This window comes from Clostridia bacterium (assembly GCA_034926675.1).
In the GTDB taxonomy this organism is placed as follows: Bacteria; Bacillota; DTU025; order DTU025; family DTU025; genus JAYFQW01.
Window position 1 is genome coordinate 12,159 of sequence record JAYFQW010000002.1, and the last position, 26,361, is coordinate 38,519.

The following is a 26,361-nucleotide window of genomic DNA, read 5'->3' on the forward strand; positions in this document are numbered from 1 at the left end:
ATATGTGCACAGCGTCTACCTGTCGGTCAGCAGAATGACCTTCAGAGTGCCGCCGGCCTTAATCGTATTGTAAGCATCATGTATTTCGGTGAGCGGAAAACGATGCGAGATCAAGCGCCGCACAGGCGCCTTGCCGTCTGCTATCCACTCCGTGGATATGCGATACAGGTCCTTCTCTTCCTTGCCGCCCACCCCGATCCATTCGCTTCCGATTATCGATATCTCGTTGTAGTGAATCCAGTTGGGATCTATGGTGATGGCCTGCCCCGCACCGCCGCCGCCGAAGAGCACCACGCGGCCGCGTTCGCCGACAAGCGTCATGCATGATTCCATGACCTGGCTGATCCCAACAGTCGCCATGCATACGTTGGCTCTCCGACCACTGGTCCACTCGAGCACGGCTTCTTCCACTGATGCCGCATTCGGATCGATTGCTGCTTCAGCGCCGAACTCCAAGGCTAAGGCGCGTCTTTCGGGAATTGGCTCTACAGCCATGACATTGGCGCCCGATCGCGCGGCGGCTGCCGTGATTCCCAAACCCATCGGACCCGCGCCCACAACTACAACTCGGTCGCCCGCGATAACGTTTGCGCGCTCCCTGACGGCGTGTATGCAGTCTGACAGGGGTTCCACGAACGTGCCCTCTTCATAGCTGACATTGTCGGGCAGACGATAGGAGTATTGCAGGTTGGATGCAGAGATCTTCGCATACTCGGCGTATCCGCCCTCTCCCTCAGCCACAACGCGCCAACCGGCCTCAAACCGCTTGACCTTCGACCCCACGGCCACCACGTCGCCTGTCCATTCATGCCCCGGATTCACAGGGAAAGGAATCGGCTTGTAGTTTGGCACAGAGAACTTCCGCATCTCTGTTGGGCATATCCCGCAAGCACGCACCCGGACCAGTGCCTCATCGGGTTCGATGGTCGGAACGGGTGACTCAACTATGCGAAGATCTCCGATTCCGAACAGTTTCGCTTCCTTCATCGTTGATGGCAAACTCACGTCCAGAACACCCTCCTAGCAGCATCTGTTATTACTTAACCTACTGTTTTGGCGTCTGTGCATTCCCCGCGAGCAGACTTACATATCTCATGAAGCGGTCATAGTGATGATCGTACGCGTTCGCATAGTCCTCACGCACACTCACGATGCTCCGAAAACCGACCCATCTCTCCCGGAGATCGCGAGCGTCAACAATGCCCACAGCCCGCCCGGCCAGAAATGCCGAGCCTATGGGGGCTCTCACCGAGCCCGAAGTGAGCCTCTGGGCATGGCGGCACACATCTGTGACGATCTGCGTCCAAAGCTCGCTCTGGCTTCCGCCGCCCGCCGCCCTTATCTCGTATTTGTTGAGAAGCCCTTCGCGGGATAGCTCGGCCAAAGACGATCGAAGCGCGAACGCCACTCCCTCAAGGGCTGCGCGGTACACGTGACCAAGGGAGTGGCCCTGGTTGAGCCCCAGCAGAGCCCCTGACATGTCCGGACGGACCTCGGGGCTTCTCTGCCCGGTGAGGTAGGGGATGAACACCAGTCCATCGCTGCCCGCAGGCGCGCGGATCGCCTCACCCTCCAGGGTAGCGTGGTCCGGCGTAGATCCGTCCCACGCCAGCACTCCGCGGATCCATTCGATCAAGGCGGACCCCGTCCCGAGCACGCTGCTTACCAGGTAACTCCCTGGCAAGAGGCCCGGAGTGAGGATGAACCCAGGGTGAACCCACATCTTCGACACAGGAGACATAGTTGCCAGAGTGGAGCCGTAGAGCAACGCGAGTGATCCTTCATCTATTACGCCTGTGCCGACCATTTCGGCCGCGGCATCGCCCGTGCCCGCAATGACCGGTGTTCCTTCCGGCAGGCCCGTCTCGCGGGCCGCCTCGCTGTGTATAGTGCCTACTACATCGGTTGCCCACCTAAGAGGAGGGAGGATGGAGGGATCGATGCCCATCCTATTGAGGGCATCGATATCCCATCTGCAATCACTGAGTTGGTATCCATAGCCGCCATCGCCGGCGCAGAAATGGTCCCAGCACGCTTCCCCGGTCAAACGCCATACAACGTAACTCGTCGTACCGAGGACCCATTGCGTATTCTCATACACCTCAGGTTCGTGCCGTTTCAGCCATAACAGCTTGGGAGCAATACACTGTGTGGAGAGAACATTTCCACTGCGCGCCACAATCTCATGTTCGCCGACGTCGGACACGATCTCGTCGATTTCTGCAAGTGCGCGACGGTCGATGCTGTATAGAATGCCTCGACGAAGCGGCCTTCCATCATGGCCTACCGGCACCAGCGTAGGGCATGTGCCGCTCACTCCGATGCTTGCTACTTTCGAGCCTGCCGGCGCCTGCGACATGAGAGCGCGCGCGATCTCAACGAAGTCTCCCCACCATACTTGGTCAGCGTCTTGCTCCGCCCACGCGGGGTTTGGTCTGGCGACCGCGTGAGGTACAGTGTGTGATGCGATTATCTGCCCCGACTTGTCGACCAGAACGCCTTTAGTCGACGATGTGCCTATGTCTACCCCGACCAGAAGCACGTCTTCCATCCTCCAAACCAGATAGTGTCGCCTAGTCGGCGTGCGCCGGTATGGCCGGCTCGGCGAACCTATCACGCAGCAGCCCGACATCGCCAGCCACCGGAGTCCCCCATTTCACCCCGGTGTAGGCGCCCGGCTGCAGACCGAATATCGTTCCGTATTGGAATATGGCGACTCCCGGAGCGCCTGCCTCGCGGGCCATGTCAACGAGTTCCGCCACATACTTCATATCCGGAGCTCCCGGCAGGAAGTTGCAGTTCTCACCTGCCAACGGATGCGGCACGCCAAGTGCGGATATGCCTGGATACAGCTTGGTTCCTTCGCGCATGGCGCTCTGGAGTCTGCCAACGGTCTGTTTGTAGTACTCAGGCGAGTACCAGTAGACCATGGGGCATACGAAGTCCAAGAACTTCGAGAACCCTATCCAGTCGCAGTACACCTGGCTCGGGGCCGTCCTCGGATTCGGGAACACCGCCGCCGACAGTTTGGCCTTGGGCGAATGGCCTTTGACGATGCCATGAATGTATTCCACTGTGTCGTGCACGTTCTGGTTGTAGTAGTTGATCACTGCGCCAGCCCTGTCGAGGGCTGCCCCAAGATCTTCGTAGTTGAGCGAGTCGAAACCCTTGGCCGTGAGCAGGTCCACTACCTGATCGAGGGTGAAGCCGTAGCGCTCCCTGATGTTCTTCTGGCAGTTGTCGCAGAAACAAGCCGAACGCGGATAGCGGATGAAGTCGAGATTGATTCCGTCCACCGGGTACTTCTCAAGGACCTCTTTAACCAGCGAACCAAGGTATTCGCGGTACCCTACGTGGCTTGCGCACACGAATTCGCTGCGTTTGCCCAATCTATCCACAACGGCCCATTCAGGATGCTCAGCCAGCGGGGGTTTCTTGCCCTTTACGGCTTCCGCCTCTATGTCACCCTCGGTGAACACGGAGAAGTAGGCATGAACCTCAATCCCGGCCTCATGCGCCATCCTGACTACGTCTCCGAAGCTGTCGTATTCGTAGCAGTGCTCATGGCTCAAACCTATCTCGCTCGGATACCACAGAGCCGGCGCTGCGTCGGCCATGCGCGCCTTTACAAGCCAGAGGAGCATGTTAGCTCCGAGGCTCTTTGCATTGTCAACGATCTGCTTTACGTCTTCGGGGCCATAGTGCCCGCTCAGAATCCCATCCTGCTGCGATTCCACCCAGAGAGCGCGTCCTTCTCTGATTGCCATTTCGTTGCCATCCCCTTCCACAGTAGTCTGGTGCACTGCGCATCCGCATAATCTTCTGCGACGTTTTCCGTCTTGGTCGCTCACCCCTTTGCGGCTCTACCTGAACGTCTTGGAGCACCCTCAATCCGCCTAGAGCGATCTAATGATATGGAAGCTGATCACGTCACTCCGGTGGAACGTCCTGGAGTACCACATAGGACACCCTTCAGGAGTGTAGTGGGTATGCTCAAGGAGCATCAGTAGATGCCCCACAGGGACTCCGAGTTTCTCGCTGACTATGGCATCAGCGGTGTATGGGTACAAGTAGGCCAACGCCTGGCGTATCTGGCCGTGCCTCTCCGACAAGTAGTTCAGCAGTGACTCGCCGATGCTGTCCTCATCCTGTTCGGTGATGTACTTGGCGGGTATGAAGTTGATGTCGTAACAGAAACGAATTCCATTGGCAGTACGGACGCGCTCAATGACGGAAACTTGGTCTCCAATGGCAATGCCAAGTCTCTGGGCTATCAGGCTGTTTGCGGTCTCGCACCGCCAATCCCGAAACGCCGTCCCCGGCGTCATGCCGGCGCCCTGTACAATCTGAGTAACCGAGTTCAGCCTCTCGAGCCCAGCGTCCAGCTTGAGCCGGTTGGCCAGAACAATAGTGCCCACTCTACGCCGTCTCACAATGTAGCCTTCGGATTCCAAGCGCTGAAGCGCCTCTCGAAGAGCAGTCCGACTCACTGCGAGTTGCTCGGCCAGGACTGTTTCCGGAGGGAGTTTCCCGCCGACGATATCGCCTTCGGCGATGTACTCCATTATCCGCTCGTATGCGCGCGATGGGACCGATTGCCCACTTCCGACTGGCTCTAGAGTTCTCACCTTAGACCACCCTTTCACTTTTGGAGCGAAAGGTATTACGTAATACCATTTCGCTCTGTAATGACAATATCCTGCTGACCACGAATATTTTCTGCGGACATGCGATTTTGCAGCCATTTCCACTCCTGACGCCCCTCACTGAGTCCTCGGTGTGGAGATCCAGGAACTGCACGATGTCCTCACGGAGAACGATATTGACACACCGAATCGGTGTGATTGTACTCGACATCTCGGCATCTTTCTACTCAGAGACAATCAAAGGCATCAAGAATTAAGCTAGAGCCGCATCATCTCCGCGGAGACGAAAACGATATCAAAGGGAGGAATGACAGGGATGTCATAGGAGTGAATCCCCCTGCGATCTGTTGGTGGTGGGGCTTCGACCCTGATGGGATCAGGAAGAACGAGTGCGCAATGTCTCGAAGAGCGTGTACGCTGGCGCTGAGCACTTCCGAATAACCGAAAGCCCCTGCGGAGGCCCTTGCTCTAGCGCCCAGTAGTCCTAGACGCTGCTGGGTCCGGAAGGACTGCCCTGGGAGCAACCTAGGGAATTCCCGGCGGTTTCCTGGCGGACCTGCGAGAACACCCACAGGCTGCCGCTATCCTACCATACTCCCATCAGACGCCAACGACAACGGCGGACGCAATCGCCTTCGCCATGCCTTTCAGCGCCCTCGCCCTGGTGTCCCCGGACCTATCCTTGTTCACAAGATCGTCCCTCATCGCTCCAGCAGCAAGCATCTGGGCAGCAAGGAGTCGCCTAGGCATGCAGAATCCCCGATCTGCTGTGTCAGAGGCCTACACTACCCGTTTGCCAAACAGCGCAAGCGATAATGCGGTCAGCTTGAGAACCTGTATAGCGAAAGGCACTTCCATGATGGTTGCCGTAGGAGCACATTCTGCGTCGGTCGGATTGCTCCTGCCGGGCGCCTCGCGGGGAGCTGAATGCGGCCAAAGCCAGTATTCAGCTCCCTCATCCACGCCGCTCCCTGAGTTTGGGGCCTCCGAGCTCACTCTCTGCGGTTCGAGGCGGTAGTTTTGTGCGTACCGTGAGTACTGTACGTACTGTACGGAATCCGTACTGGTTCGCCGCGCAACCTGTACGGATTCCGTACAGCGCTTGGTCTAGTCCGCCGCCAGCGGGACCCAAGAGTGCTCGTTTCATCCCAAATTCTGTAATTCATGCCTCCTGCTGTTGGTATTTGGTGCTCTTATTGGTGGAATAGTTCGCGCTTCGAAGGCCATCCGCCGGTTTCGCCTTTGGCGTTGTACGAAATCCGTACAGGTACTCAGCGTTCCCGGTACGAAATCCGTACTGCCGCCCCATACGACTCACACTTCGATGTGAACTAGGCCTACACCGACATCGCATGGCACAGGTTGCACTGAAGGAAAGAGAGAGAGAGAGAGTCTTCTCCATTCGGTTTCATCTACAGCGCTACACTGCCTCAGGCAACAGGCTAATCGCATTCGCCACGAATGCCAAGAACAACCTGACCTGTGCGTTCTGCAGCATATCCCCGCAAAGCAAGTCACATTCGACGTAAGTTCAAACCCATATTCAGCACCCTGGCGGCACAGGATTGAAGGTTTTTCCAGCCGATTGGCAGGCCTGCAAATGGAGATTGCTTCCTTGTACTCTTGGCGTGATTATTGTATGCTCAACGTAAGAGCCGAGGATGATGTCACTAAGGGCTTTCTCGGCGGCCTGCAGGTTGTGGTCATCCCTGCGTACAGAGGCCGAGGACTCAGTTCGTCTATCATTCTGGAGATAATCTCGCTTGCCAGGCGGGATGGGCATAGCACACTGATACTGCCGGTGAGGCCAAGTCTGAAGAGCAGGTGTCCTCTGACATCTTCGCGATGAGAGCAAGGTCTTGATAGACGGTCTCGATGCCGAGGCTTCTCGCGTCCTTGGGAGACGCGAGGTCCACGCGCCTGCCACCGATCGCGTCATTGGGGCATGTTGACGATTGCGTCAAGATCCCCCGCCCTAAAGGACCCGCGTGGCAGCGCGTCACAACGTCAAACTGGGTTTGCGCATACGCGCATTCTTCGCGATTACGCTGCCGCTGGCAGTACCCGGACGCAGGGCGAGACCGGGAATCTCAGCGTCATCATCTACACGCGTGAGTAACCGGCTGAACCTATCTGGACAGGCGGCGCAGGTGTACACGCTGACTTGCTGAACGTCTCCACGCATACACATGTTGGAGGCGTGCAGTTCTATGTCAGAGAGCGTTTCCGAGCGCACTCGCAAGTTGCTCACCGACGTATACGCCCTTCTGCTGGCGCTGAAAGATCGCAGAGTACCGTGGTATGCCAAAGCCGTCGCAACCATGACAGTGGGCGACGCCTTCATGCCCTGGGGACCCGTCTGCCCATCCCTAGATTGGCAGTGCCCTAGACTGCCTTCGACATCACGGCGTTGAGGAGTGCATGTATGCGGGGGAGTACTCCAGATACGGAAATGGCCGTATAGATCAGAAGCAGCGCCATGGCGGTGTTCAACGACCTCCTGTGCTGGGCGAACAGCCTCTGGAGCCCCATGCCGAACATCGCCCAACAGGACGTTGACGCAAGAGAGACGGACCCGAGCAGGACCGAGAAAAGCAACAGACTTGCCGTAGAGTGGTAGTATGGCGTGATGAAGTTGGCCGTGACCGTGAGTCCGTAGAGGATGGCCTTAGGGTTGATGAACTGCAGCGCCACGCCTGTGGGGAAGGAGATTAGGTGGGCTTCTTCATTCGTCGCTTCCACATTACTCGCCAGTACGCGCGCGGCCAGATAGAGCATGTACGCCCCGCCGACGATCTGGGCGATAGGCTTCATCTTGGGCACAGCACTGAACAGGAACAGGTTGAGGTAGCTGGAAGCCACCATGACCACAGCGAAACCTACGGCTACGCCCAGACGGAATGGCCATGTGCGGCGAAAGCTGAATTCACTGCCCATGACGAAAGACATGATGTTGTTGGGCCCAGGAGTGAACGTGACGACTAGCACATATGACAGGAATGCAATCGGATTCGGCATTTAACACACCTCGAACCGGCCATATCCTTGGCTGATCTCATCCACCGTGTTAGGGGGCCCGAACATGCCCTCAGGTATGACCCGTATAATTCTACGAGGTGGATGAATTCCCTTTCTGCAACAAAGGAGCGCTCCGTACTGTCGCAAGTGTTGATCCATCTGGCAAACTCAGGGGGGCCTGCCATCGCAGGAATGCGTGAGGCAGCCCCGAATACTTAGCGCCAAGGGGTGATCCCATGGCCAATCGCAAACCCTTCGAGGAACTGCAGACTCAGATGTTCGATCTCTACGCTGCAAAGGACTTCGCTGGAGCATTCGCAGTAGCCGAGTCGGCGTCTCGATCCTACCCCGACCGGGCAACAAGGACAGCCTATTGGAAGGCATGCCTTCTCAGCCTGATGGGGAGACCTGAACAGGCCGTGTCTGCCCTGATCCAGGGGCTAGCCCATGGTGCGTGGTGGGCTCAACCTGCCCTCCTTCAGGACCCAGACCTCGAGGCAGCGCGAGCCCTGCCACGGATGGCAGAGGTTCTATCGGAAAGCGGCAGGCGGTGGCAGGAGGCGCAGGCAAACGCCAGGCTTGAGGTGTTCACACTCAGCCTTCCAAACCGGTCCGGCCCCCCAAACCGGTCCGGCGCCGCAGACGGGCACAACGCCGCAGACGGGCACAACGGCCCAACCGAGCAGGCAGCCCCGCCGCTGATGCTCGCGCTCCATTGGCGTAACGGGTCTGGACCCGAGTTTATCGAGCGATTCCGACCGGCAGCGGAAGATCTGGATTTTCTGCTGGCTTCGGCGCAGTCCTCGCAGATATGCGCAAGAGGCGAATACTGCTGGGACGACCAAGCCAAGGGCGAAGCGGAAGTGACGGAAGCCTTCGCCGAACTCCGCGCGTCGCACCTATTCGAGGCCAACCAGGTGGTGCTTGCAGGCGCCTCTCAGGGTGGAAGGCTGGCAATCGCCATGTCGCTGGCAGGTGGCCCCCGGGAGTCGTATCGTCCCGAACAGGCGTCCCTGCCTTCGCGTGGATTCGTCGCTGTGGTCCCCGCGGTGCGTGATATCGACATGTTCATCCCCTACATGAAAACCGCAGCCGAGCGCGGTGTTAGGGGATACATAATCACCGGCGAGCGAGATCAATTCCTCGCGAAAACGTCGGAGCTTCAGTGCATCCTGGACAACAACGGAGTGCCCTGTCGCATGGAAGTGGTAGAAGGCATGCCGCACACCTTCCCCAAGGACTTTCCTGAACGCCTTGCGCGAGCCGTGCGTTTCGTTATGGGCGAAGGCTGACTAGAACCCATCTTCGGCGCCCTTGACGGGATCGGGACGGAAATGCGCTCGGGCCACCTCGGGCTTCCGGGGAGCGCTCAGGTTTGCAGCCGTCGTGTGGCTCGCTTCGTCGTGATCGCCGCGGGCGTTGCTGCCAGACTGCCAGACTGCCAGGCCAGAGGCGTGTGCAGTGTTGCGCGCGGGCTGCAGCTGAGAGCTGAATATGGGGCTTCATGGCTGCGCGACCGAGTTCTGGGGCGATGATGTCGACGAATCCAGCAGTGAGACGAGCTCAATGTCGATGGAATCGACGTTGAAATGCGTGCAATGTCGACAGATCCAGCATTGAGGCCCTCCGAACGTGCGCCCAGGCGGGATCGGTGACAGAGAGCGTGACAAGGTGAGATCATGGCATAATGTGGCGCGGCTTACTCGCATGTAGACGCGTTTTCAGTGATGGGTCGAGCGCGCGATGCAGTTCACGTGAACCTCGACAGCTGGAGCCGGACCGTCAATGTCGACGAAATGGACACTGACCCCGTGGTCAATGTCGAATTGAGTGGCATTCAGCGCGCGACGATGCCGGTTTGGTCGGCATTGACCTCCCGTGAGACCGGAATCTCAGGAACCGCAGATTCGTTTCCGCGTCTATAAGCGACGAGCAGATGAGCGACGGGCGGGATGTTGCCCTCTGCGCAATCCCCTTCTCTGAATTCCCTGCCTGTCATCTGCTCAATGAGTATCTTCCCCATGCAGATCACCCTTTCCCCGTATTCGCTTGTCACTTCCTCTTGCCTGGCACGCCCCGTATGACCGGACGGCCTTGATGCCTTTGACCAATTGCTGCCGTAGTTGATCGACCTGTTACAGGAATACGTGCATCAACGTAGAATTGGCGACAGAAACCTCAATGAATCCGGGCTGGCAATAGGAGGCATTTGGCTTGGGGAAGTTACTAATCACACTTGTTGTAGCCGCAGTGGGCGGTCTAGTCGGGGTCAGGCTAAGAATTCCAGCGGGAGCCTTGCTAGGTGCAATGATAGCGGTAGGAGCGTACAACATCGCTTCCACCCAGGTTTACGTGCCTGCAGCTGTCAAGATCGTAGCCCAAATCCTTGCAGGAGCCGTAATCGGGGTCCAGATCAACAGAGACACTATAGTCGGCTTCAAGGACCTCGCGCTGCCCGCAATCATCCTGGTTCTTGGCATGTTCTTCGTTAATCTCGCCGTGGGACTACTGATAGCCCGAGTATCGAAGCTAGACCTCGTTACTTCTCTCTTCGCCAGTTCTCCAGGAGGGATAACGGAGATGACCCTGGCCGCGCAGGCCCTCGGTGCAGATACGCCTAAGGTTGCCCTTCTTCAATCGCTTCGGCTGATCAGCATAATATCGTTCATGCCCATCGTGCTTCGCTACTTCGTGCGTGTGTTTGGTAGGTAGGGGGCGGACACATCCAAGGTTCATCGGGCTCAGCTAGTCCCTCTTTGCCCGATGCAGACATGGCCCGAGCGAATACGGCTTGCTCGCGGCGATAGCCCAGCTGTAGCTTGAGCCTGGTTTCTTCGGTTTCCTCTGCCTCCGGTGGTCCTCAGGCCCCTACAGGCTCACTTCACCCTTCAGCAATGCATGACTCTCCGGCCCCGACTCATGTTCAGCACCATTGGCGCCATAGGGTTGAAGATGGGTTCTGCTGTAGCCACGAGCAGTATCCCGTGACAGATAACACGGCAAGGCGGCGCACTTGTCTTTGCTTATCATCACTTGCCTTTAGTTGAATTGTTCCATATACTTTACATGAAGGGAGGGTATCATCATGAATGAGCCGAAGCTGCTAACCGCTCAGGAGCTGGCTAGGATGCTTCAGCTATCGGTGGAGACCATATGGCGCTACACCCGCAACAGCACGATTCCGTTCGTGCAATTGTCCAGCAGAAAGTATCGTTATGATCCAGAGAAGGTCCTGCAGCATCTCGGCAAGAACACCAATGAGCAACCGGCCTCCTCGGTACGGGAAACCGGGCCCGAGTACATTACAGACAAGGCATATACCTATGATGACTACCTCCAGCTGCCAGAAGACGAATGCCATCACTATGAGATCCTAGACGGCGCGCTGATCAAGGAGCCTGCGCCATACGTCCACCATCAGCGGGTATCCAGGCGCCTGCAGCGCCTTCTGGAAGACTACTTCACCCCGCGCGATCCAGCCGGCGAGGTGTTCAATGCGCCGATCGACGTGACCTTGTCCGACACGAATGTAATCCAGCCGGACCTGGCCTACATACCCGGCGATAAGAGCGGAATTGTCGAGGAAAGGCGGATAAACGGCGCCCCGCATCTGGTTGTGGAGATCCTTTCGACCTGGACCCGCTCCAAAGACCGCCTGCGAAAGCGAAGCATATACGAACGCATGCACATACCGCATTACTGGATCGTTGACCCGCATGATGAGACCATCGAGGCGTATGCCTTGCACGACGACGCCTATGTCCTGCGAAGCTCCGCCCTTGACGCCGAAGACTTCGTCCATCCCGATTTCCCCGGCTTCGTAGTCGACCTCGCAGCACTGTGGAAGCAGAGCGCGTGCAACCACGAATCAACTCCTGATCCACAGCCGTGAGAATCGACGGGGCCCTTGTCCGCGGAATCGGGGATCTGGATTGAGCAGCCGAGTTGTGTGAGATGAGCTATGGATTTCGCGGCGCGGAGTCCGCAAAGATGTGTACGGGCATGAGGCTGGGTATCTGATCCTGAAGGAAATCGCCTCGCTGCGCGACCACATACTGGCGTAGACTGCCGGCGCCGCTAATCGATTGTTCTGAGAACGCTTAGCACCGCAACCGCTGTCGTGTCTCCCTCTCCTAGCGTGCACTCCAACGACAGAAAACTCTCCGCGATGCGCGGGGCCTTGATATCCGTCGACTCCTCGGGGGTAAACCCGCCGACAGCAAACTCATCCGCATCATCCGCGTTGTCCTGAACTGTCTTGATGCAGGCATCATAGTACTCGTGTCCAAGGAAATTCACACAGAACTCCCCGGTCCGCATGATGCTCCTGTATGTACGGGTATCCCGTCCGAGTCCGGGCATGATTGCAAAGAAGCCGCCTTCGTCCCCGGAAAATGAGCTCCACGAGTGGAAACATACATTGGGCTTGCCGTTTTCCTTCAGTCCAGCATTGTTGTTCCGCATTTCCAGGCGCATGCCTTCTCAGATAAGCAATGGCGGAAGGAGCCACGATGGCATTGGGCGAAATAGGGTCTATTCCATTCAGCGCCATTGGTCTTGGGCACATCACACATTCCGAATGGAGGAGGGTCCACATGGATCGAGTTGACCGCGCATTGGCCAAAGCCGCTGGCATGTACGACATCGACGGCCTGTTCCTCGTCAAGCATGAGGCGGTTGCCAGGAAGAATGTGCAGTACCTCACGGGTTTTTCGGGATCGTCGGCATACGTGATCGTTACCCCAAAGGCACGAGTCATCCTGACCGATGGCAGATACGCAGAGCAGGCTGGGAAACAGTGCCCTGGGTTCGAGGTGATCCAGCACAGCCCCGCTTTCGCCGAGGATGTGAGAGAGGTTGCAGCGAGGCTTGGGCTCAGGAGACTAGGGTTTGAGTCAGACGCCGTGCTTTTCAGCGTCATAGATGAGGTGCAGCGCAGCATTCCCCATGTTGATCTCGTCGCAACCATGAACGTTGTCGGAAGCGAGCGTGCTCTGAAAGAAGACCTGGAGATAGCGGCGATCAGACGCGCCGCCGACATAACGACTGATGGATTCGAGCATATCCTGGGCTTCATAGAGCCGGGCGTGACGGAGCAGGAAATTGCCATGGAGCTGGAATATCACATGCGACGGAACGGCGCTTCCGGCCTGGCTTTCGATATGATCGTAGCATCCGGCGCGCGTGGATCCATGCAGCATGGCGCGCCATCGACGAAGATCATCCAGACGGGCGAGTTCGTCCTGATGGACTTCGGCGTGCAAGCGGACGGCTATCTGTCGGACATGACAAGGACCGTGATGGTCGGTCGAGCCTCAGACGAGCAGCGAAAGGTGTACCACAGCGTAAGGCAGGCGCAGCAGCATGGTCTGGATATCATCAAAGCAGGGATGCGAGGCCATGACGTCTGGGACGAAATGCGCAAGGTCGTAGCTGATGCGGGTTTCGGGGAGTACGCCGGTCGCCGATTCGGGCACGCCTTCGGCCTTGAGATACATGAGTCGCCGTACCTCATCGAGGGCAGCCGCGATGTGCTCGCAGCGGGCAATGTGGTGACAGTTGAACCCGGCGCCTACATTCCGGGGTGGGGAGGAGTACGGATAGAGGACATGGCAGTCGTAACTGCGACAGGCTGCACAGTGCTGAACGGAGGAACCAAAGACCTGGTTGAGCTATAGTCTGTGCAGCAGGACGAGCCTCGGAACACGGAGCATGGGGTCTTCCGGCCGAGGAGTGCATGCATGACGACTGCGTTGCGGTCATCTCGCCAGGATCGTGGGTATTAGGGCAGACCATAATGACGCCGAGTAGGCGCTGCCGCAATTATGGAATTGCGCCCTTTGCCACAGTAAGCGCAAGGGGTTCAAGGTTATTCACCTAGCACACTCTCCGCCTGCGCCGCCCAGTATTGTGATGGCGTGGGGGAGTGCGGGCATCAACACTTCCAGGCATTCCTGAACAGCTCGGGGGCTGCCCGGCAGATTCACAATGAGGGTGCGGTCGCGTATGCCTGCAACAGCTCTGCTCAACATGGCGTGTGGGGTCTTGGCCAGGCTGGCCGCTCTCATGGCCTCGGGAATGCCAGGGGCCAGCTTGTCAAGAACCGAAAGAGTCGCCTCAGGGGTCACGTCGCGAGGGGCGAAGCCGGTGCCGCCGGTGGTCAGAATCAGATTCACCCCGAGCTTGTCGGCCATGCGGCGCAGTTCCTCGGCTATGATGTCGAACTCGTCGGGCACGATCTTCCGCTCAACTACAACTCCTATGCTCGACATGATCCTCTCTATCACGGCGCCGCTCAGGTCTTCTCTCTCGCCCCGGGAGCCCTTATCGCTCACAGTCAGCACTCCGACGTTAACAGCAGGTATGACGCAGATCCGGTCGCCGCTCGTGACGCCGCCGCCGCACAAGACCTTTGCAAATATGCCCTCCAGGGGCATTACGCACTCGCCCACTTGCTGGAAGATTGCGCACTTGGCGTGGCACTCCTTGCCGATTTGGGTTACCTCCAGCAGCACTTCTGAGCCCACCTCAAGACGGGTTCCGATGGGAAGGTTCGGAAGATCGAGCCCGCGCGTTGTGATGTTCTCTGCGAAAGCGCCTGGGCCCACGTCCAGGCCTTTGGCGCGCATCTTGGCGATGCTCTCTTCGGCCAGCAGGCTGACCTGCCTGTGCCACGGGCCGGCGTGGGCGTCGCCGTCAATGCCGTAGTCCTCTATGAACTTCGCGCAGCCCACGGCTTGCTTGGGCACTCCCTTTGTCTGACTGGTGCAAACTGCTGTGACTATGCCTTCCATTACTGCTCCTCCTCACGGCCGTCCTCGCGACAGAATGCGCCGCTCTTGCCGCCCGACTTGAACACCAGCCTGAGTGGGCCTATGGTCATTGACTTGTCAACCGCCTTGCACATGTCGTAAACGGTGAGGGCGGCCACTGCCGCTCCGCATAGGGCTTCCATCTCCGCGCCTGTTCGGCCCTGTGTGCGCACTGTGACCTGGATATCCACTGCGCTGGCCTCATCATCGGTCGCGAAATCCACATCTATACCTGTAAGGGCGATTGGATGGCACATGGGGATCAGTGAAGACGTGCCCTTTGCACCCATGATCGCTGCCACTCGGGCCACTCCGAATACCTCGCCCTTGGGACCTTCGCCTCGCTGGATCAATGCCAGTGTGTTTGGATCCATCATGATTCTGCACCTGGCCACGGCTTTGCGGGCGGTTTCAGGTTTGCCCGATATGTCGACCATGCGCGCCTTACCCGACTCGTCGACGTGGGTGAGGGCTGGGGCCGAGCCGCCGTTTTCTTCGTTCGAGATCATTGTGTAGTCTCCTTATTGATGCAACCTGAGTTGCCTCAGTCAGCCGCCTATCTGCGAGAGAGGGCGGGCCTTCCAGCCGCCGTCGGCGCCTCGTGTCCTGCCGCTCTCAGGTTTCGCTGCTACCGCCCTGCGGATGAGATCAGCTATAGTATCGTCGTCGGCGCCGCTGCGGAGGGCTGTTCTCACATCTATCGTTGTCTCTGAAAGCAGGCATGGTCTGAACATTCCGTCAGCAGTGAGACGGATTCTGTTGCACGAACCGCAGAATTCGTCTCCGTCTCGTGAGATGAAACCCACTTGGCCCAGCGCGCCGCGAAGCCTCAGATAGCTGGCAGGGCCGGCGTCGCCCTGCCCCGCTGTGCGCACGGCGCCAAGCGCCAGCACACGCCGTCTGATTTCGTTTATGGGGACTACGTATTCCTGCCCGTAGAGACCGCCGTTTCCCCAGAATGGCATGAATTCTATGAACCTAACATCCCATCGGTGCTTCTGAGTGAGGGCAGCAAGGCTCTCGATCTCGTCGGAATTGATGCCCCTGAGCACCACCGCGTTCAGCTTGATGGGGCGAAGGCCGGCGCGCTCCGCAGCGAGAATGCCGGCAAGAGCCGACGCCAAGTCGCCTCGCCGCGTCAGGCCAGCATATGTGTCGACCCTGAGCGAATCCAGGCTGATGTTGACCCTGGCAAGCCCTGCGCTGGCCAGTTCATCTGCCATCGGCTCAAGCATCGTCGCATTGGTTGTCATTGATACATCGCGTATCCCCGGAACCGCCGCGACAGCGCGCACCAGCGCGACTACGCCCTTCCTTGCCAGAGGTTCGCCGCCTGTGATCCGCACTCTGGATATGCCCAACATGGAGGCTATGCGCACCACTCGGGCGAACTCCTCCACGCTGAGCATCTCATCATGCGTCCTGGGCTTGATCCCCTCTTCGGGCATGCAATACACGCATCTCAGGTTGCACTTGTCGGTGACTGAGACTCGCATGTAAGTTATGGTGCGCCCGAACCCGTCAACTAGCTCGCCCAACCCTGCCACACAACCTTCCCGGTATCAGAGACATCATATCCGCCCAGCCCGAGCACTGTCTGCTTGAACTCATCGGATCTCACCACGGCCAGCAGCGCATTCATCATCTCAGACTCCAGGAACTCCCTGGTGGTAAGCAGATCGTATCGCTCAGTCGACACCGGGATGAAGTCGAGCCCTAAGGCAGAAGCCGCGCTGTGAATACCTAGCCCCACGTATGCCGCTCCATTGGCTACTGAAGCCGCTACTCCCATGTGGGTGTATTCCTCGTGGGAGTAGCCCTTCACCGCACCGGGGTCGATGCCGAGTTTGCCAAGCTCCATGTCGAGCAGAACCCTGGTGCCGGCGCCTCTCTGCCTGTTGACGAAGACAACGTCGGCCCGAGCAATGTCGCCGAACCCAGTGATGTTCTTGGGATTGCCCCCAGGCACGATGAAGCCCTGTTCACGGTGGACCAGGTTCACCAGGGCATAGTTCTCCGCATCAAGCATCCGCTTAACGTAAGGGACGTTGTAGTCGCCGGTCTCCTCGTCGATGAGGTGTGTGCCCGCTATGTGGGCCTCGCCCCTGCGCATCGCCATGAGCCCGCCCATGCTGCCCACATGTGCCGACGAAAGGCTCATGCCGGGGTACGCACGGGCCAGGAAAGTCGACAGGATGTCCAGAGCCAGATCATGGCTGCCGATGGCCACCACAGTGCGCCGTATCTCGTCTAGGCTGCGCAGCAGCTCCACCTGCACCGTGGCGCCTTCGTCGATGCCCTGGGCCGAAGGAGGCACTCGCACGATTCCATCTGCCTTCACAAGCGACATTATGGCGCCCGCCCCGCGCGCAAGCGGGGTCACTACCAACTTGCCGCCTACATCGCCCACCTTGACCCTGACGAATTCCTCAACGCCCGGCGTAGACAGTATGCGCCGCGTGGCAGTGGCGTTCACCCTGGGCAGGGGTTGCTCCGGGCGCGCTAGCAGCCTGGCCATGAGTGGCCTCAGAAACAGCTCACACGCAAGGGAGGCCGACACGGGGTAGCCTGGCACGCCAATGAAGGGCCGGCCATCCACCGTGCCCAGTATTGTGGGCTTGCCTGGCTTGATCGCCACGCCATGCACGATAACCTCGCCGAGCCTCTCCACGACGGCGCTTGTGTAGTCCTCGCTTCCCGCAGATGAACCGGCGTTCACGATTACGATATCGCCGTGCGCCGACGCCTGCTGCACGGCCTTGGTGATCTCGTCGAATTCGTCGTGCACGATCTCATTGAACACGGGCTCTCCGCCCCACTCGCTCACGAGCCCACCGATGATCCTGGAATTGAACTCGACAATGTCGCCGATTTGCAGTCTCGAGCCCGGAGCGACGAGCTCATCTCCGGTGGGGATGATCACGACTTTCGGGCGCCGTCGCACTTCTACATGGGTCACTCCAGAGGCAAGCATAGCGCCCACATCAGCCGCGCGGATTGCGTGATTCTCGGGAAGCACGAGTTCAGTGGCTACGATATCCTCTCCCACACTGCGCACGTTTTGCCAAGGCTTTGCCGGCGCGATGATAGTGACAGTGTGGTCAGTCGTTTCCACCAGGTCTTCAATCATGATGACCGCATCGAATCCGAAGGGGAGAGGATCGCCTGTGTCTACCATGATCGCGTTCTCGCCCAGGCTCAGCGTTACAGGCCGACGTTCGCTGGCCGCGAAGGTTGAGGCCGACTTTACGGCCACTCCGTCCATGGCGCATGCGTGGTAGTGAGGCGACGAAATCCTGGCGAACACTGGCTGCGCGGTGATGCGCCCCAGGGCTGCGATGTCTACGGCAATTGACTCTCCCGGGAGTGCTGCGGCTGCGCCCTGCTCCTCCAGCGCGTCAAAAAACTTGCGCACCGCTTCATCAAGCGGCACTTCACTCAAATAGACACTGCGTTTCGCAGCACTCACCTCCATGCCAGCACGGTGACGGTGTCACCCTTCTGGACCCCTTCTGTTGCCGCAGGTATTCTCACCACGCCGTCCGCTCTGACCAGACCTGATATGAGCGCAGACTTGCTGAATACCGGATCGGCCCATATCTGCCCGTCGCGCCATGATATCTTCACCGACACGTATTCCTCTCTGCCTGCGGCGCTGGCTACATTGGCTCCTATGCGCGCGGTCAATTCGCGCCTCTCAGGCTCGGCTCCCATCCACCTGGCAATGGTAGGCTCAACGAAGAGCCTGAAGATGGTGAGGCACGATACGGGGTGGCCCGGCAGGCCGAACACGGGCACGCCGTCGGCCACAGCTATGATCGTGGGCTTGCCCGGCTTTATGGCAACACCGTGCACCAGAACGCCCGGTTTGCCCAGGGCATCAATGGCCTGGCGGGCGAAATCCCGAGTTCCTATGGAGCTGCCTCCCGACACGATAAGCATGTCAACAGAGGACAGGTGTTCGCGCATTGCCTGCACGAGACCGTCGTAGTCATCACGGACGATGCCGAAGGCTTCGGGGCGCGCTCCTGCTAAACTGGCGGCGGCGTAGAGGGCGCAGGAGTTCATGTCGCGAATCTGGCCCTGTGCGGGCGTGTCGGCCACGTTCACCAGTTCATCGCCTGTGGATATGATGCCCACCCTTGGGCCCACCGCGACCTCGACTTCCGAAACCCCAATGGCGCCCAGTGCTGCGATGTCGTGCTCTCGCAGCCGGCGCCCGCGATGGAGAACGGTTTCGCCGCGGGCCACGTCCTCGTCCGAGGCAACCACGTTCTCGCCCGGGGCCACGGGGCGCAGAACTGCGATGGTGGTATCGTCTAGCTTCTCAGTGAGTTCCACCATTGCCACTGCATCGGCGCCGCCCGGGAGCATTGCGCCGGTAGCCACGCGTATGCACGAATGCCGGGGCAGCTCGATCTGGGGCATTTCGCCCATGTGAACCTCCCCGGCTACAGTGAGAAGCGCAGGCAATGCATCTGACGCGCCGAATGTATCGATGGCGCGCACGGCGCATCCGTCCATTGTCGACCTGGCAAACCCCGGCAGATCAGCAGGGGATGCCACATCGCGCGCCAGAACTCGGCCTGCTGCGTTCAGCAGGGATACCTTTTCAGTGGCATGCGGTCCTTCGTCCAGATGGTCGCAGAGCCTCCGCCATGCCTCATCGCCGGGTGTGATCGACAGAAAAAGCGACATCGACGTCACCATCACCATCACCGTACTTGCCAGAAAGCCATCTGGCGGAGCGCAACAAATCCGAGAGCGCGTTGCGCGTCTCATCTGCGAGCACGTCGCGGATGCTGCCGTCTGCCACGATGCGTCCTTCGTCCATGACAATCGTCCTATCGCCGAGGAATGGGATCTCTGTTACGTCGTGAGTCACGAAAACGGCAGCAGCGCCGGTAGCGCGCACCGCTTCGCCAACCTCGCGCAGAAGCGCTGTTCTGGTTCCCAAATCCAGCGCGTTGAAGGGCTCGTCCAGGAACAGTATCTCCGGCTCAAGCGCAAATGCTCTGGCCAGGCTGACCCTCTGGCTCTCGCCGCCTGAAAGCGCCCGGGCGGGTCGCCTGGCCAGATGCCCCACGCGGAACATCGCCAGGGCGCTGGCCACACGCTCGCGGATCTCGACCTCGGGCATCTTTCGGATCCTCATGCCCAATGCCACGTTTTCGTACACCGAGGTGTTGAGCAGGCATGCCCTCTGGAGCACCATCGCTGTGCGGCGTCTCACACCGATAAGGTCGGCGCCACGCCTGATATGCTCGCCGATAACTGTGAGTTCACCCGAATCAATTGGGAGCAAACAGGCCATGACCTGGAGCAACGTGCTCTTGCCGGCGCCGTTGGGGCCTATGACGGCGACGGATTCGCCTCGCCTTATCGTGAGGTCGGCAACATCGAGCACAAGCCGTCCGCCGCGTCGAAGCTCTACGTCTTTAAGGCTGATCATTGTGTCGTCGGTCGACCTTTCTGCTGTAGGTGCGTAAGCCAGGACGTTATGGCAAGCATGATGCCCATCAGTATCAGCGACAGCGCGATCGCTGTGCCAAAGTTGCCTCTCCCGACTTCCATAGACGTTGCCGTTGTGAGCACGCGGGTTTGCCCCACAACGTTTCCGCCTACCATCATCGAGGCCCCGACTTCAGCTATCACTCGGCCAAACCCTGCCATTACCGCCGCCAAGATCGCAAGCCTTGCTTCGCGCACGAGCAACCATACGAGTTGCCAGCGTGTAGCGCCAAGCGACAGGATTTGAATACGAATGCCCGGGTCGAGCTGCCCTATGCCCGACATAGTGAGACCGGTGATAATGGGTAGGGCTATGAGTGTCTGGGCGATCACCATGGCTGCAGGGGTGTACAGAAGGCGCAGCGAGCCGAGGGGCCCGTATCTCCAGAGCATGATGCTGACCCAGAGCCCCACAACCACCGGGGGCAGGCCCATGCCGGCGTTAACTACGCTGGCTACTGCGTTACGGCCGCGAAACCGCCCTAGGGCAAGGGCTGTACCTAGCGGAACGCCTGTTGCCAGGCTGATCAGGGTGGCCAGGCCTGACACCTTAAGGGTGAGAAGGGCGATCTGAGAAACATCGCGATCGCCCTTCAGCAGTAGCCAGAAGGCTTTTGCTACACCTTCGGCAATGAGGTCCAAAGTCGCCCTACTTTCCGAGATCGTCTATGTTCTTGCCGGCATCGGGGAAGAACAGAGGGTCTCCGTACTTGTCTATACCGAAAGCGCTGATGATCTTCTGCACTTCAGGCGATACCATGAACTCGACGAAGGCCAGCCCGCCAGGGCCGTTCACCTTGGAGAATTTCTCGGGGTTCACCTGCATCACGTGGTAGATGTTGAGCAGAATCGAATCGCCTTCAACTAGTATATCGAGGGCCAGGTTCTTCTTGAGCGCCAGGTAGGTTCCGCGGTCGGTCAGGGTGTAGCCTTCCTTCTCTGAGGCGATGTTGAGGGTTTGACCCATGCCGGCGCCAGCCTCCACGTACCACTTGCCGGAAGGCTTCAGGCCGAGCTTGGTCCAGATCTCCTTCTCCTTCTTGTGAGTACCGGAATCGTCGCCACGAGACACGAATACCGACTGCTTGCCGGAGATTCTGGAAAGCGCCTCAGCCGCCGACTTGAGCCCGCGGACACCGGCGGGGTCAGTGGCGGGACCTGCGATGACGAAATCGTTGTGCATGACCAGCTTGCGCTCGATCACGTCGCCATTTTTTACCAGCGCCAGTTCTGAAGCGGGGGCATGGCAGAGCAGCACGTCGGCCTCGCCGCGGCTGCCTAGAGCTAAGGCCTGTCCGGTTCCAACAGCGATAGTCTTCACCATGTATCCGGTTTTCTGCTGAAAGATCGGGATAAGCACGTCGAGCAGGCCGGTATCGGCCGTGCTGGTAGTCGTAGCCAGGATTACCTCACGAGCAGGGGCGGCGCCGACGGAAATGGTGAGGGCTGTAAGCAACAGAGCAGTAAGCAAGATGCGCAAGGTTGACTTGACATGTGACTTGGACGACATTAGTACATCTCCTTTCCAAACATGGGAGGCCTGCCAGTTTCCCGACAGACCCTTGAGTCGCCAGCCATGCCGGCGACTGCCGGTCAGGCGCCATCCCAGGCGGGTAAGGCACGCTGACTCGGAGGGCAACCCAATATGTAGTTAATGAGGAAGGCTGAGCATTGGCCGCGGCGGGCCGTGATTGGCCGCGGCGGGCCGTGATTGGCCGCGACGGGCCCGGGCAGGCCGCGGCGGAGCGCCTGCTAATGCCTCATCTCATAGTCTAGACGGGCTGAGGAGGTAAGTCAACTTGTGCCGCCCAATCGGCGATTTGTCTGTCGCTGACCGTTGCGTTTGCCTACGCGGCGTGGAGTTCGGGTATTCTCAAGCGTACGGAGCGTCGCCTAGGGAACACACTGGCGACGCCCCAACGAAGAAGGCCGCCCTGTGGAGGCGGGTTAGGCGCTGCGGGGTCGAGCAACTCCGGCATCTTTGCCCACACGGGCCAGAAGGTACACCAAAGCCAGAAGCGCTAGGCCTCCGAGGTCAGTGGCCCATCCGGGGACTATGAGCAGAATCGCCGCCGCAAAGGAGATGATCCGTTGCCACCAGGGAAGCTGCCTTCGGAGCCATCCTTCGATGGCGATGGCCAGGGCGAAGACGCCCAGTATTGACGTAGCTGTCGCCAACAACAGCTCATACCACTGCCCTTCCAGAAGCAAGGCCTGATTGTATACGAACATGAACGGAACAATGAACCCTGCCATGCCCAGTTTCCACGCACTCCAGCCAGTCTGCATCGGGTTGGCGTCCGCTATGCCGGCTGCAGCGTAGGCCGCCATGGCCACGGGAGGCGTGATGAACGACAGACACGCGAAGTAGAATACGAACAGGTGCGCGGCTAGGGGCTGAACGCCCAGTGAGATCAGGGCCGGCGCGCCGAGCACCGCGGTGATGATGTACGCCGCCGTCGTCGGCAGGCCCATTCCCAGGACTATGCAGGCCAGCATCGTGTAGAGAAGCGTCATCGGCAGCGATCCCCGTGCCAGGTCGATTACTACCTGAGAGAACCGAACGCCGATCCCCGTAAGAGACACAACTCCGATAACGATGCCCGCTGCGCCGCATGCCGTGGCGACAGGAACCAACGTCTTTCCGCCGACCTCGAGCGCCTCTACGAGTTCCTTCCATGGGAAACGCCGTTCGCGCAGGTAGTAGTTGAGGCAGCTCACGGCGACAGTGACAGCCACCGTCCAGATCCCGGCCTTCATAGGAGACCACTGCAATGCGACGAGCATGATGACCAGGCAGACCAGTGGCACTAGAAGGTACCAGCCCTGCTTGAGAGTGGGTCCAACTTTGGGCAGTTCCTCTTTGGGAAGGCCCTTGAGGCCAAGCCGGTCGGCGCGTAGATACACCTGAACTGATGCCGAGATATAGTAGAGTACGGCTGGGAGAAGTGCGGCAATGCATATCTTCCAGTATTGCACCTCGATCATCTCGGCCATGACGAAGGCCGCCGCACCCATAACCGGCGGCATGATCTGCCCACCTGTGGAGGCTACAGCCTCGACCGCCCCCGCAAAAGCAGGCTGGTATCCAAGGCTCTTCATCAGAGGAATGGTGAATGTGCCAGTGGTTACTACGTTCGCCACGGCTGAACCCGATATTGTGCCCATCGCCGCGCTGGAAATCACGGCTACCTGAGCCGGGCCGCCCTTACGGTGCCCCGCCACGGCAGATGAGAGGTCAAGAAAGAACTTGGCCCCGCCGAGTGTCTCCAGAAACGAGCCGAACAGTATGAAGACAGCGACGAATGTGGCCGACGCAGCCATTGGAGTGCCCAGTATTCCTTCTGTAGTCCATGACAGTGTCTCGACCAGGCGCCAGACATCGTAGCCCTTGTGGGCGATGACCTCTGGTAGGTAAGGGCCGAGAAGAGCATAGGCCAGGGCAACTAGAGCGACGATGACCAGAGGCCAACCCACGGTTCGGCGCGTTGCTTCGAGTACCAATACCATCAACAATAGGCCTGTCCACTGTTCCAGTCTGGTAATCCCCCAGATACCACGGTTCAGCACTAAGTCCGGGTTAAGTTGTGCGATGAAGTAGACTCCAAGAACTGCGGTCACTGCTGCAATGAGGAGATTCCACCGCGAAACCGCGGTGGAACCTCTGTGCTGTTTTCCATTGGCGCCATACAACAAGAACGTCAGCAGCAATGCTCCGAACAAGTGCACGAACCGCTGTATCATGGGGGAAAGGGTTCCGTAGAACGCTGTCAGCAGTTGAAACGCTGCAAGCGCCAGGGCTACTGCTGTTGCTGCGACTGCCGGATAGGTTCTAAGCCACGACTTGCCCGACGGACCCATCAGATTCCCCTCCGTTAAGACCTTTTCTTACCGCGCGTTCCGCTCCTTGTGCCCTTTGTGCTCACCTATTCGGTTTGAGCGCGTCGGGCACTTTCATACCCTTCGACTCAAAGAACTTGACAGCTCCAGGATGAAGCGGAACCGCTATTCCGTCGAGCGCGTCATCCAGGGTTACCTGCCTGTCTACCGAGGCGTGCGAGTTGCGCCATTCGTTTCGGTTGGAGAAGATCACGTCGAGAAGATGAAAAACGTCGTCATCGGAGAACTTGGCATTCTTGTGCGTGAACATGATGACCCGGCTATAGGGGGTGAAGACGTCGTAGTTCACGCCAGAGTAGGTCCCTGCCTCGATCTTGGCCTTCAAGAAGTACGGATGTTCTTTGTAGAACTTGTCATCGGCTATGGACAGCATCCGAACCTTGAACGAAGTGGTGAGATCGAGCAGGGCAGCCGATTTCAGCGGATGAGTGCATATCATAGCGTCGAGCGTGCCGTCCCGTAGTGCGCTGACCATCTCAGAGTCAGTGATGTACGACGGTTTGACATTCTTGTAGTCCAGGCCGTAGTAGGCCAGAACCATGCGGGCATCCACCTCGCCGCCGGAGCCTGGGGAGCCCACTCCGACCCGCCTGCCCTTAAGATCGGCCACCGATTTGACCGGGCTGCCGGCGGGAACGAAGATCTGAACCCATGACCCGACAGTTGCGAACAGCGCCTGGAGCCCTTCGGCTTTCTTTCCCTGGAATATCTCAGTGCCTGTGTAGGCGAAGCTTGCTATCTCGCTCTGGGATATTCCCCATTCAACCTTGCCCTCGTCCATGTTTCTGATGTTCGCAACAGATGCCGCGCTCGACTCCGCGCTTGCAACGAACCTGTCGGAATGCTTGTTGATTGTCTCCGCCATTGCAACGCCCATAGGATACAGCGCGCCCGCCGTGCCTGCAGTCGCGATCACGAACCGACGCTTCGGGGCCGCCATCGCAGCGGTTCCCAGCAGTGTCATGCTTGCGAGGACCATTACGCAGATGAGCCTTCTTGTCATGCCATTCATTCTCATGGAATTCCGCCTCCTACTAGTAGTGCATGTGGTGCATGCTTACTCCACTGTGGACTGACTACTGTAGACTGACTCCAGTATTGGCCTGCCTCAACATGGACTACCTTGCGTACTCCGGTTCCCCCTCAAGTTCAAACGGCGCTCCCAGGGAGGTCATGACCTCGAAGAATGTGGGGAAAGACACTCCTACATACTCAGCATTGCTAATGGTCGTAGTTCCGCTGGCGACCAGAGCCGCGCAGGCCGAGGCCATCACAATGCGATGATCATGCCTTCCATCTATCTGCGCGCCCTTCAGTTCGCTTCGCTCGATGACCAGCCTGTCATCAGCCTCCCAGTATAGCTTGCCGCCCATCTTGAGCAGCTCTTCGTAGATCGACCTTGGGCGGTCAGTCTCCTTCAGCCTTGAAGCGTGCAGGTTATAGAGCACGGTGCGCCCCTCGGCCTGGGCGCCCAGCACCGCCAGGATGGGGGGTGCATCTGGGATATCGCCACAGTCGATCTCCATGCCATGCAGGGTTTTGCCGCCGCGCACACGTATGCCGCCCTGGCCATCGTTCTTGACCTCTACATCGGCGCCCATATCTCTGAGAATGCGGATAATGTCCTTGTCTCCCTGTGCATCGAACATGTCCAGACCGTGCAGGGTGATATCCGAATCCGTGATCGCCGCCGACACCAGTGGGAAGCATGCCGATTCCCAGTCGGAGGGAACAGATCCTTCAAAGGCCTTGTATCTCTGGCCTCCAGGCACATTGAAGAGCTTCCAGTCGGTGTTGGTGAACTGCACGCCGAGACGATCAAGCCAGCGCAGGGTCATGTCAATGTATGGCTTTTCCTGCAGGTTGTCGACTTCGACAGTAATGCCCTTCTCGGTGAGCGGACCGATCATCAGCAGGGGAGTGAGCCACTGCGAGTTGACCCCGGGAAGACTGGTCGAGCCGCCCACTACAGGGCCGCTGCAGACGATAGGCGCCGTGCCCGAATTGGGTCGTGTCGTGAAGGATCTAGCGCCCAGATCATTCAGGGCCTTCACCAGTGGGCCCGAAGGTCTGCGCCTTATCTGATAGTCGCCGGTCACCACGGCCCAGCCGTTCCTGACGTGGCTTGCCACCGCAGTGATGATGTAGAGAGTGGTGCCGCTGTTGCCCACGTTCAGTATGTCGGACGGAGCATCGAGATCCGGGCCTACGCCGTCGACAACCCAGGCGTCGCTGCCAACTTCGATCTTGGCGCCCAGAGTGCGGCACACCTCAACCGTTGAATAGCAATCCACACTGTGTACCGGGTTATGGATCACAGATCTTCCTGGAGCAAGCGTTGCTAACACGACAGCCCTGGTGGTGTTGGACTTGGAGCCCGAAATGGTAGCCTCTCCGCGTAGGACTCCGGACCTTGCTGTACACTGCATTGCTGCGGACCCTCCTGTCTTCTGGACTGTGTTTGATGCCTTTTC

General features: G+C 58.9%; 24 protein-coding genes and 1 riboswitch. Of the genes, 5 read left to right on the forward strand and 19 right to left on the reverse strand.

Annotated features, from left to right (window positions below):
• Positions 1-15: 15 nt before the first annotated feature.
• The 5 genes from VB144_01220 to VB144_01240 form a co-directional block, all read right to left on the reverse strand.
• Complete coding sequence (locus tag VB144_01220) at positions 16-1,005, reverse strand: zinc-binding dehydrogenase (protein ID MEA4882275.1); 990 nt, start codon at positions 1,003-1,005, stop codon at positions 16-18.
• Between the two features lie 40 nt (positions 1,006-1,045).
• Positions 1,046-2,542, reverse strand: coding sequence for an FGGY family carbohydrate kinase (locus VB144_01225; GenBank protein MEA4882276.1), 1,497 nt, complete (start codon positions 2,540-2,542; stop codon positions 1,046-1,048).
• A gap of 31 nt (positions 2,543-2,573) precedes the next feature.
• Positions 2,574-3,767: a family 10 glycosylhydrolase gene (locus VB144_01230; protein ID MEA4882277.1), complete on the reverse strand. Its 1,194-nt coding sequence runs from the start codon at positions 3,765-3,767 to the stop codon at positions 2,574-2,576.
• A gap of 129 nt (positions 3,768-3,896) precedes the next feature.
• Positions 3,897-4,628, reverse strand: coding sequence for a GntR family transcriptional regulator (locus VB144_01235; GenBank protein MEA4882278.1), 732 nt, complete (start codon positions 4,626-4,628; stop codon positions 3,897-3,899).
• Positions 4,629-5,246: 618 nt separating this feature from the next.
• Positions 5,247-5,396: a hypothetical protein gene (locus VB144_01240; GenBank protein ID MEA4882279.1), complete on the reverse strand. Its 150-nt coding sequence runs from the start codon at positions 5,394-5,396 to the stop codon at positions 5,247-5,249.
• Positions 5,397-6,285: 889 nt separating this feature from the next.
• Here VB144_01240 and VB144_01245 point away from each other — a divergent pair.
• Positions 6,286-6,495, forward strand: a complete 210-nt coding sequence (locus VB144_01245; protein ID MEA4882280.1) for a hypothetical protein — start codon at positions 6,286-6,288, stop codon at positions 6,493-6,495.
• A gap of 536 nt (positions 6,496-7,031) precedes the next feature.
• Here the strand turns inward: VB144_01245 and VB144_01250 are convergent.
• Positions 7,032-7,664, reverse strand: coding sequence for a LysE family transporter (locus VB144_01250; protein ID MEA4882281.1), 633 nt, complete (start codon positions 7,662-7,664; stop codon positions 7,032-7,034).
• Between the two features lie 236 nt (positions 7,665-7,900).
• On the opposite strand from VB144_01250, the gene VB144_01255 reads away from it, so the two are divergent.
• Positions 7,901-8,956: a hypothetical protein gene (locus VB144_01255; GenBank protein ID MEA4882282.1), complete on the forward strand. Its 1,056-nt coding sequence runs from the start codon at positions 7,901-7,903 to the stop codon at positions 8,954-8,956.
• 545 nt (positions 8,957-9,501) lie between these two features.
• Here VB144_01255 and VB144_01260 read toward each other — a convergent pair.
• Positions 9,502-9,720, reverse strand: coding sequence for a hypothetical protein (locus VB144_01260; GenBank protein ID MEA4882283.1), 219 nt, complete (start codon positions 9,718-9,720; stop codon positions 9,502-9,504).
• A gap of 158 nt (positions 9,721-9,878) precedes the next feature.
• Between VB144_01260 and VB144_01265 the strand changes: the two genes are divergently transcribed.
• Both VB144_01265 and VB144_01270 read left to right on the forward strand, forming a co-directional pair.
• Positions 9,879-10,376 carry an AbrB family transcriptional regulator gene (locus tag VB144_01265; protein MEA4882284.1) on the forward strand — a complete coding sequence of 166 codons (498 nt, stop codon included), beginning with the start codon at positions 9,879-9,881 and terminating at the stop codon, positions 10,374-10,376.
• A 373-nt stretch (positions 10,377-10,749) separates the two neighbouring features.
• Positions 10,750-11,556 carry a Uma2 family endonuclease gene (locus VB144_01270; protein ID MEA4882285.1) on the forward strand — a complete coding sequence of 269 codons (807 nt, stop codon included), beginning with the start codon at positions 10,750-10,752 and terminating at the stop codon, positions 11,554-11,556.
• A gap of 185 nt (positions 11,557-11,741) precedes the next feature.
• Here the strand turns inward: VB144_01270 and VB144_01275 are convergent, their stop codons facing one another.
• Positions 11,742-12,128: a flavin reductase gene (locus tag VB144_01275; GenBank protein MEA4882286.1), complete on the reverse strand. Its 387-nt coding sequence runs from the start codon at positions 12,126-12,128 to the stop codon at positions 11,742-11,744.
• A 131-nt stretch (positions 12,129-12,259) separates the two neighbouring features.
• Here VB144_01275 and VB144_01280 point away from each other — a divergent pair, with 131 nt between their 5' ends.
• Positions 12,260-13,342 carry an aminopeptidase P family protein gene (locus VB144_01280; GenBank protein MEA4882287.1) on the forward strand — a complete coding sequence of 361 codons (1,083 nt, stop codon included), beginning with the start codon at positions 12,260-12,262 and terminating at the stop codon, positions 13,340-13,342.
• 195 nt (positions 13,343-13,537) lie between these two features.
• Here the strand turns inward: VB144_01280 and VB144_01285 are convergent, their stop codons facing one another.
• The 11 genes from VB144_01285 to aroA all read right to left on the reverse strand — a co-directional run bounded on the left by VB144_01285 (position 13,538) and on the right by aroA (position 26,316).
• Positions 13,538-14,458 carry a molybdenum cofactor synthesis domain-containing protein gene (locus VB144_01285; GenBank protein MEA4882288.1) on the reverse strand — a complete coding sequence of 307 codons (921 nt, stop codon included), beginning with the start codon at positions 14,456-14,458 and terminating at the stop codon, positions 13,538-13,540.
• Positions 14,458-14,985: a cyclic pyranopterin monophosphate synthase MoaC gene (gene moaC / locus VB144_01290; protein MEA4882289.1), complete on the reverse strand. Its 528-nt coding sequence runs from the start codon at positions 14,983-14,985 to the stop codon at positions 14,458-14,460. The genes VB144_01285 and moaC overlap by 1 nt, the downstream gene beginning before the upstream one ends.
• A gap of 39 nt (positions 14,986-15,024) precedes the next feature.
• Entirely contained in the window at positions 15,025-16,014 is a 990-nt protein-coding gene (gene moaA / locus VB144_01295; GenBank protein ID MEA4882290.1) for a GTP 3',8-cyclase MoaA, read from the reverse strand.
• The gene (locus VB144_01300) at positions 16,002-17,951 is read right to left on the reverse strand and encodes a molybdopterin biosynthesis protein (GenBank protein MEA4882291.1); all 1,950 of its coding nucleotides are present in this window, start codon (positions 17,949-17,951) and stop codon (positions 16,002-16,004) included. The genes moaA and VB144_01300 overlap by 13 nt, the downstream gene beginning before the upstream one ends.
• A complete protein-coding gene (gene glp / locus VB144_01305; protein ID MEA4882292.1) occupies positions 17,942-19,192 on the reverse strand; it encodes a gephyrin-like molybdotransferase Glp in 1,251 nt (416 codons plus the stop codon). The genes VB144_01300 and glp overlap by 10 nt, the downstream gene beginning before the upstream one ends.
• The gene (locus VB144_01310) at positions 19,140-19,928 is read right to left on the reverse strand and encodes an ATP-binding cassette domain-containing protein (protein MEA4882293.1); all 789 of its coding nucleotides are present in this window, start codon (positions 19,926-19,928) and stop codon (positions 19,140-19,142) included. The genes glp and VB144_01310 overlap by 53 nt, the downstream gene beginning before the upstream one ends.
• The gene (locus VB144_01315; protein ID MEA4882294.1) at positions 19,925-20,629 is read right to left on the reverse strand and encodes an ABC transporter permease; all 705 of its coding nucleotides are present in this window, start codon (positions 20,627-20,629) and stop codon (positions 19,925-19,927) included. The genes VB144_01310 and VB144_01315 overlap by 4 nt, the downstream gene beginning before the upstream one ends.
• A gap of 7 nt (positions 20,630-20,636) precedes the next feature.
• On the reverse strand, positions 20,637-21,497 hold the full coding sequence (locus VB144_01320) for a substrate-binding domain-containing protein (GenBank protein MEA4882295.1): 861 nt from the start codon (positions 21,495-21,497) through the stop codon (positions 20,637-20,639).
• Positions 21,490-21,633: riboswitch (molybdenum cofactor riboswitch) on the reverse strand. (Overlaps the previous gene by 8 nt.)
• Positions 21,634-21,934: 301 nt before the next feature.
• On the reverse strand, positions 21,935-23,848 hold the full coding sequence (locus VB144_01325; protein ID MEA4882296.1) for a TRAP transporter permease: 1,914 nt from the start codon (positions 23,846-23,848) through the stop codon (positions 21,935-21,937).
• 61 nt (positions 23,849-23,909) lie between these two features.
• Positions 23,910-24,905 carry a TAXI family TRAP transporter solute-binding subunit gene (locus VB144_01330; protein ID MEA4882297.1) on the reverse strand — a complete coding sequence of 332 codons (996 nt, stop codon included), beginning with the start codon at positions 24,903-24,905 and terminating at the stop codon, positions 23,910-23,912.
• 100 nt (positions 24,906-25,005) lie between these two features.
• The gene (gene aroA, locus VB144_01335) at positions 25,006-26,316 is read right to left on the reverse strand and encodes a 3-phosphoshikimate 1-carboxyvinyltransferase (protein MEA4882298.1); all 1,311 of its coding nucleotides are present in this window, start codon (positions 26,314-26,316) and stop codon (positions 25,006-25,008) included.
• Positions 26,317-26,361: the final 45 nt, after the last annotated feature.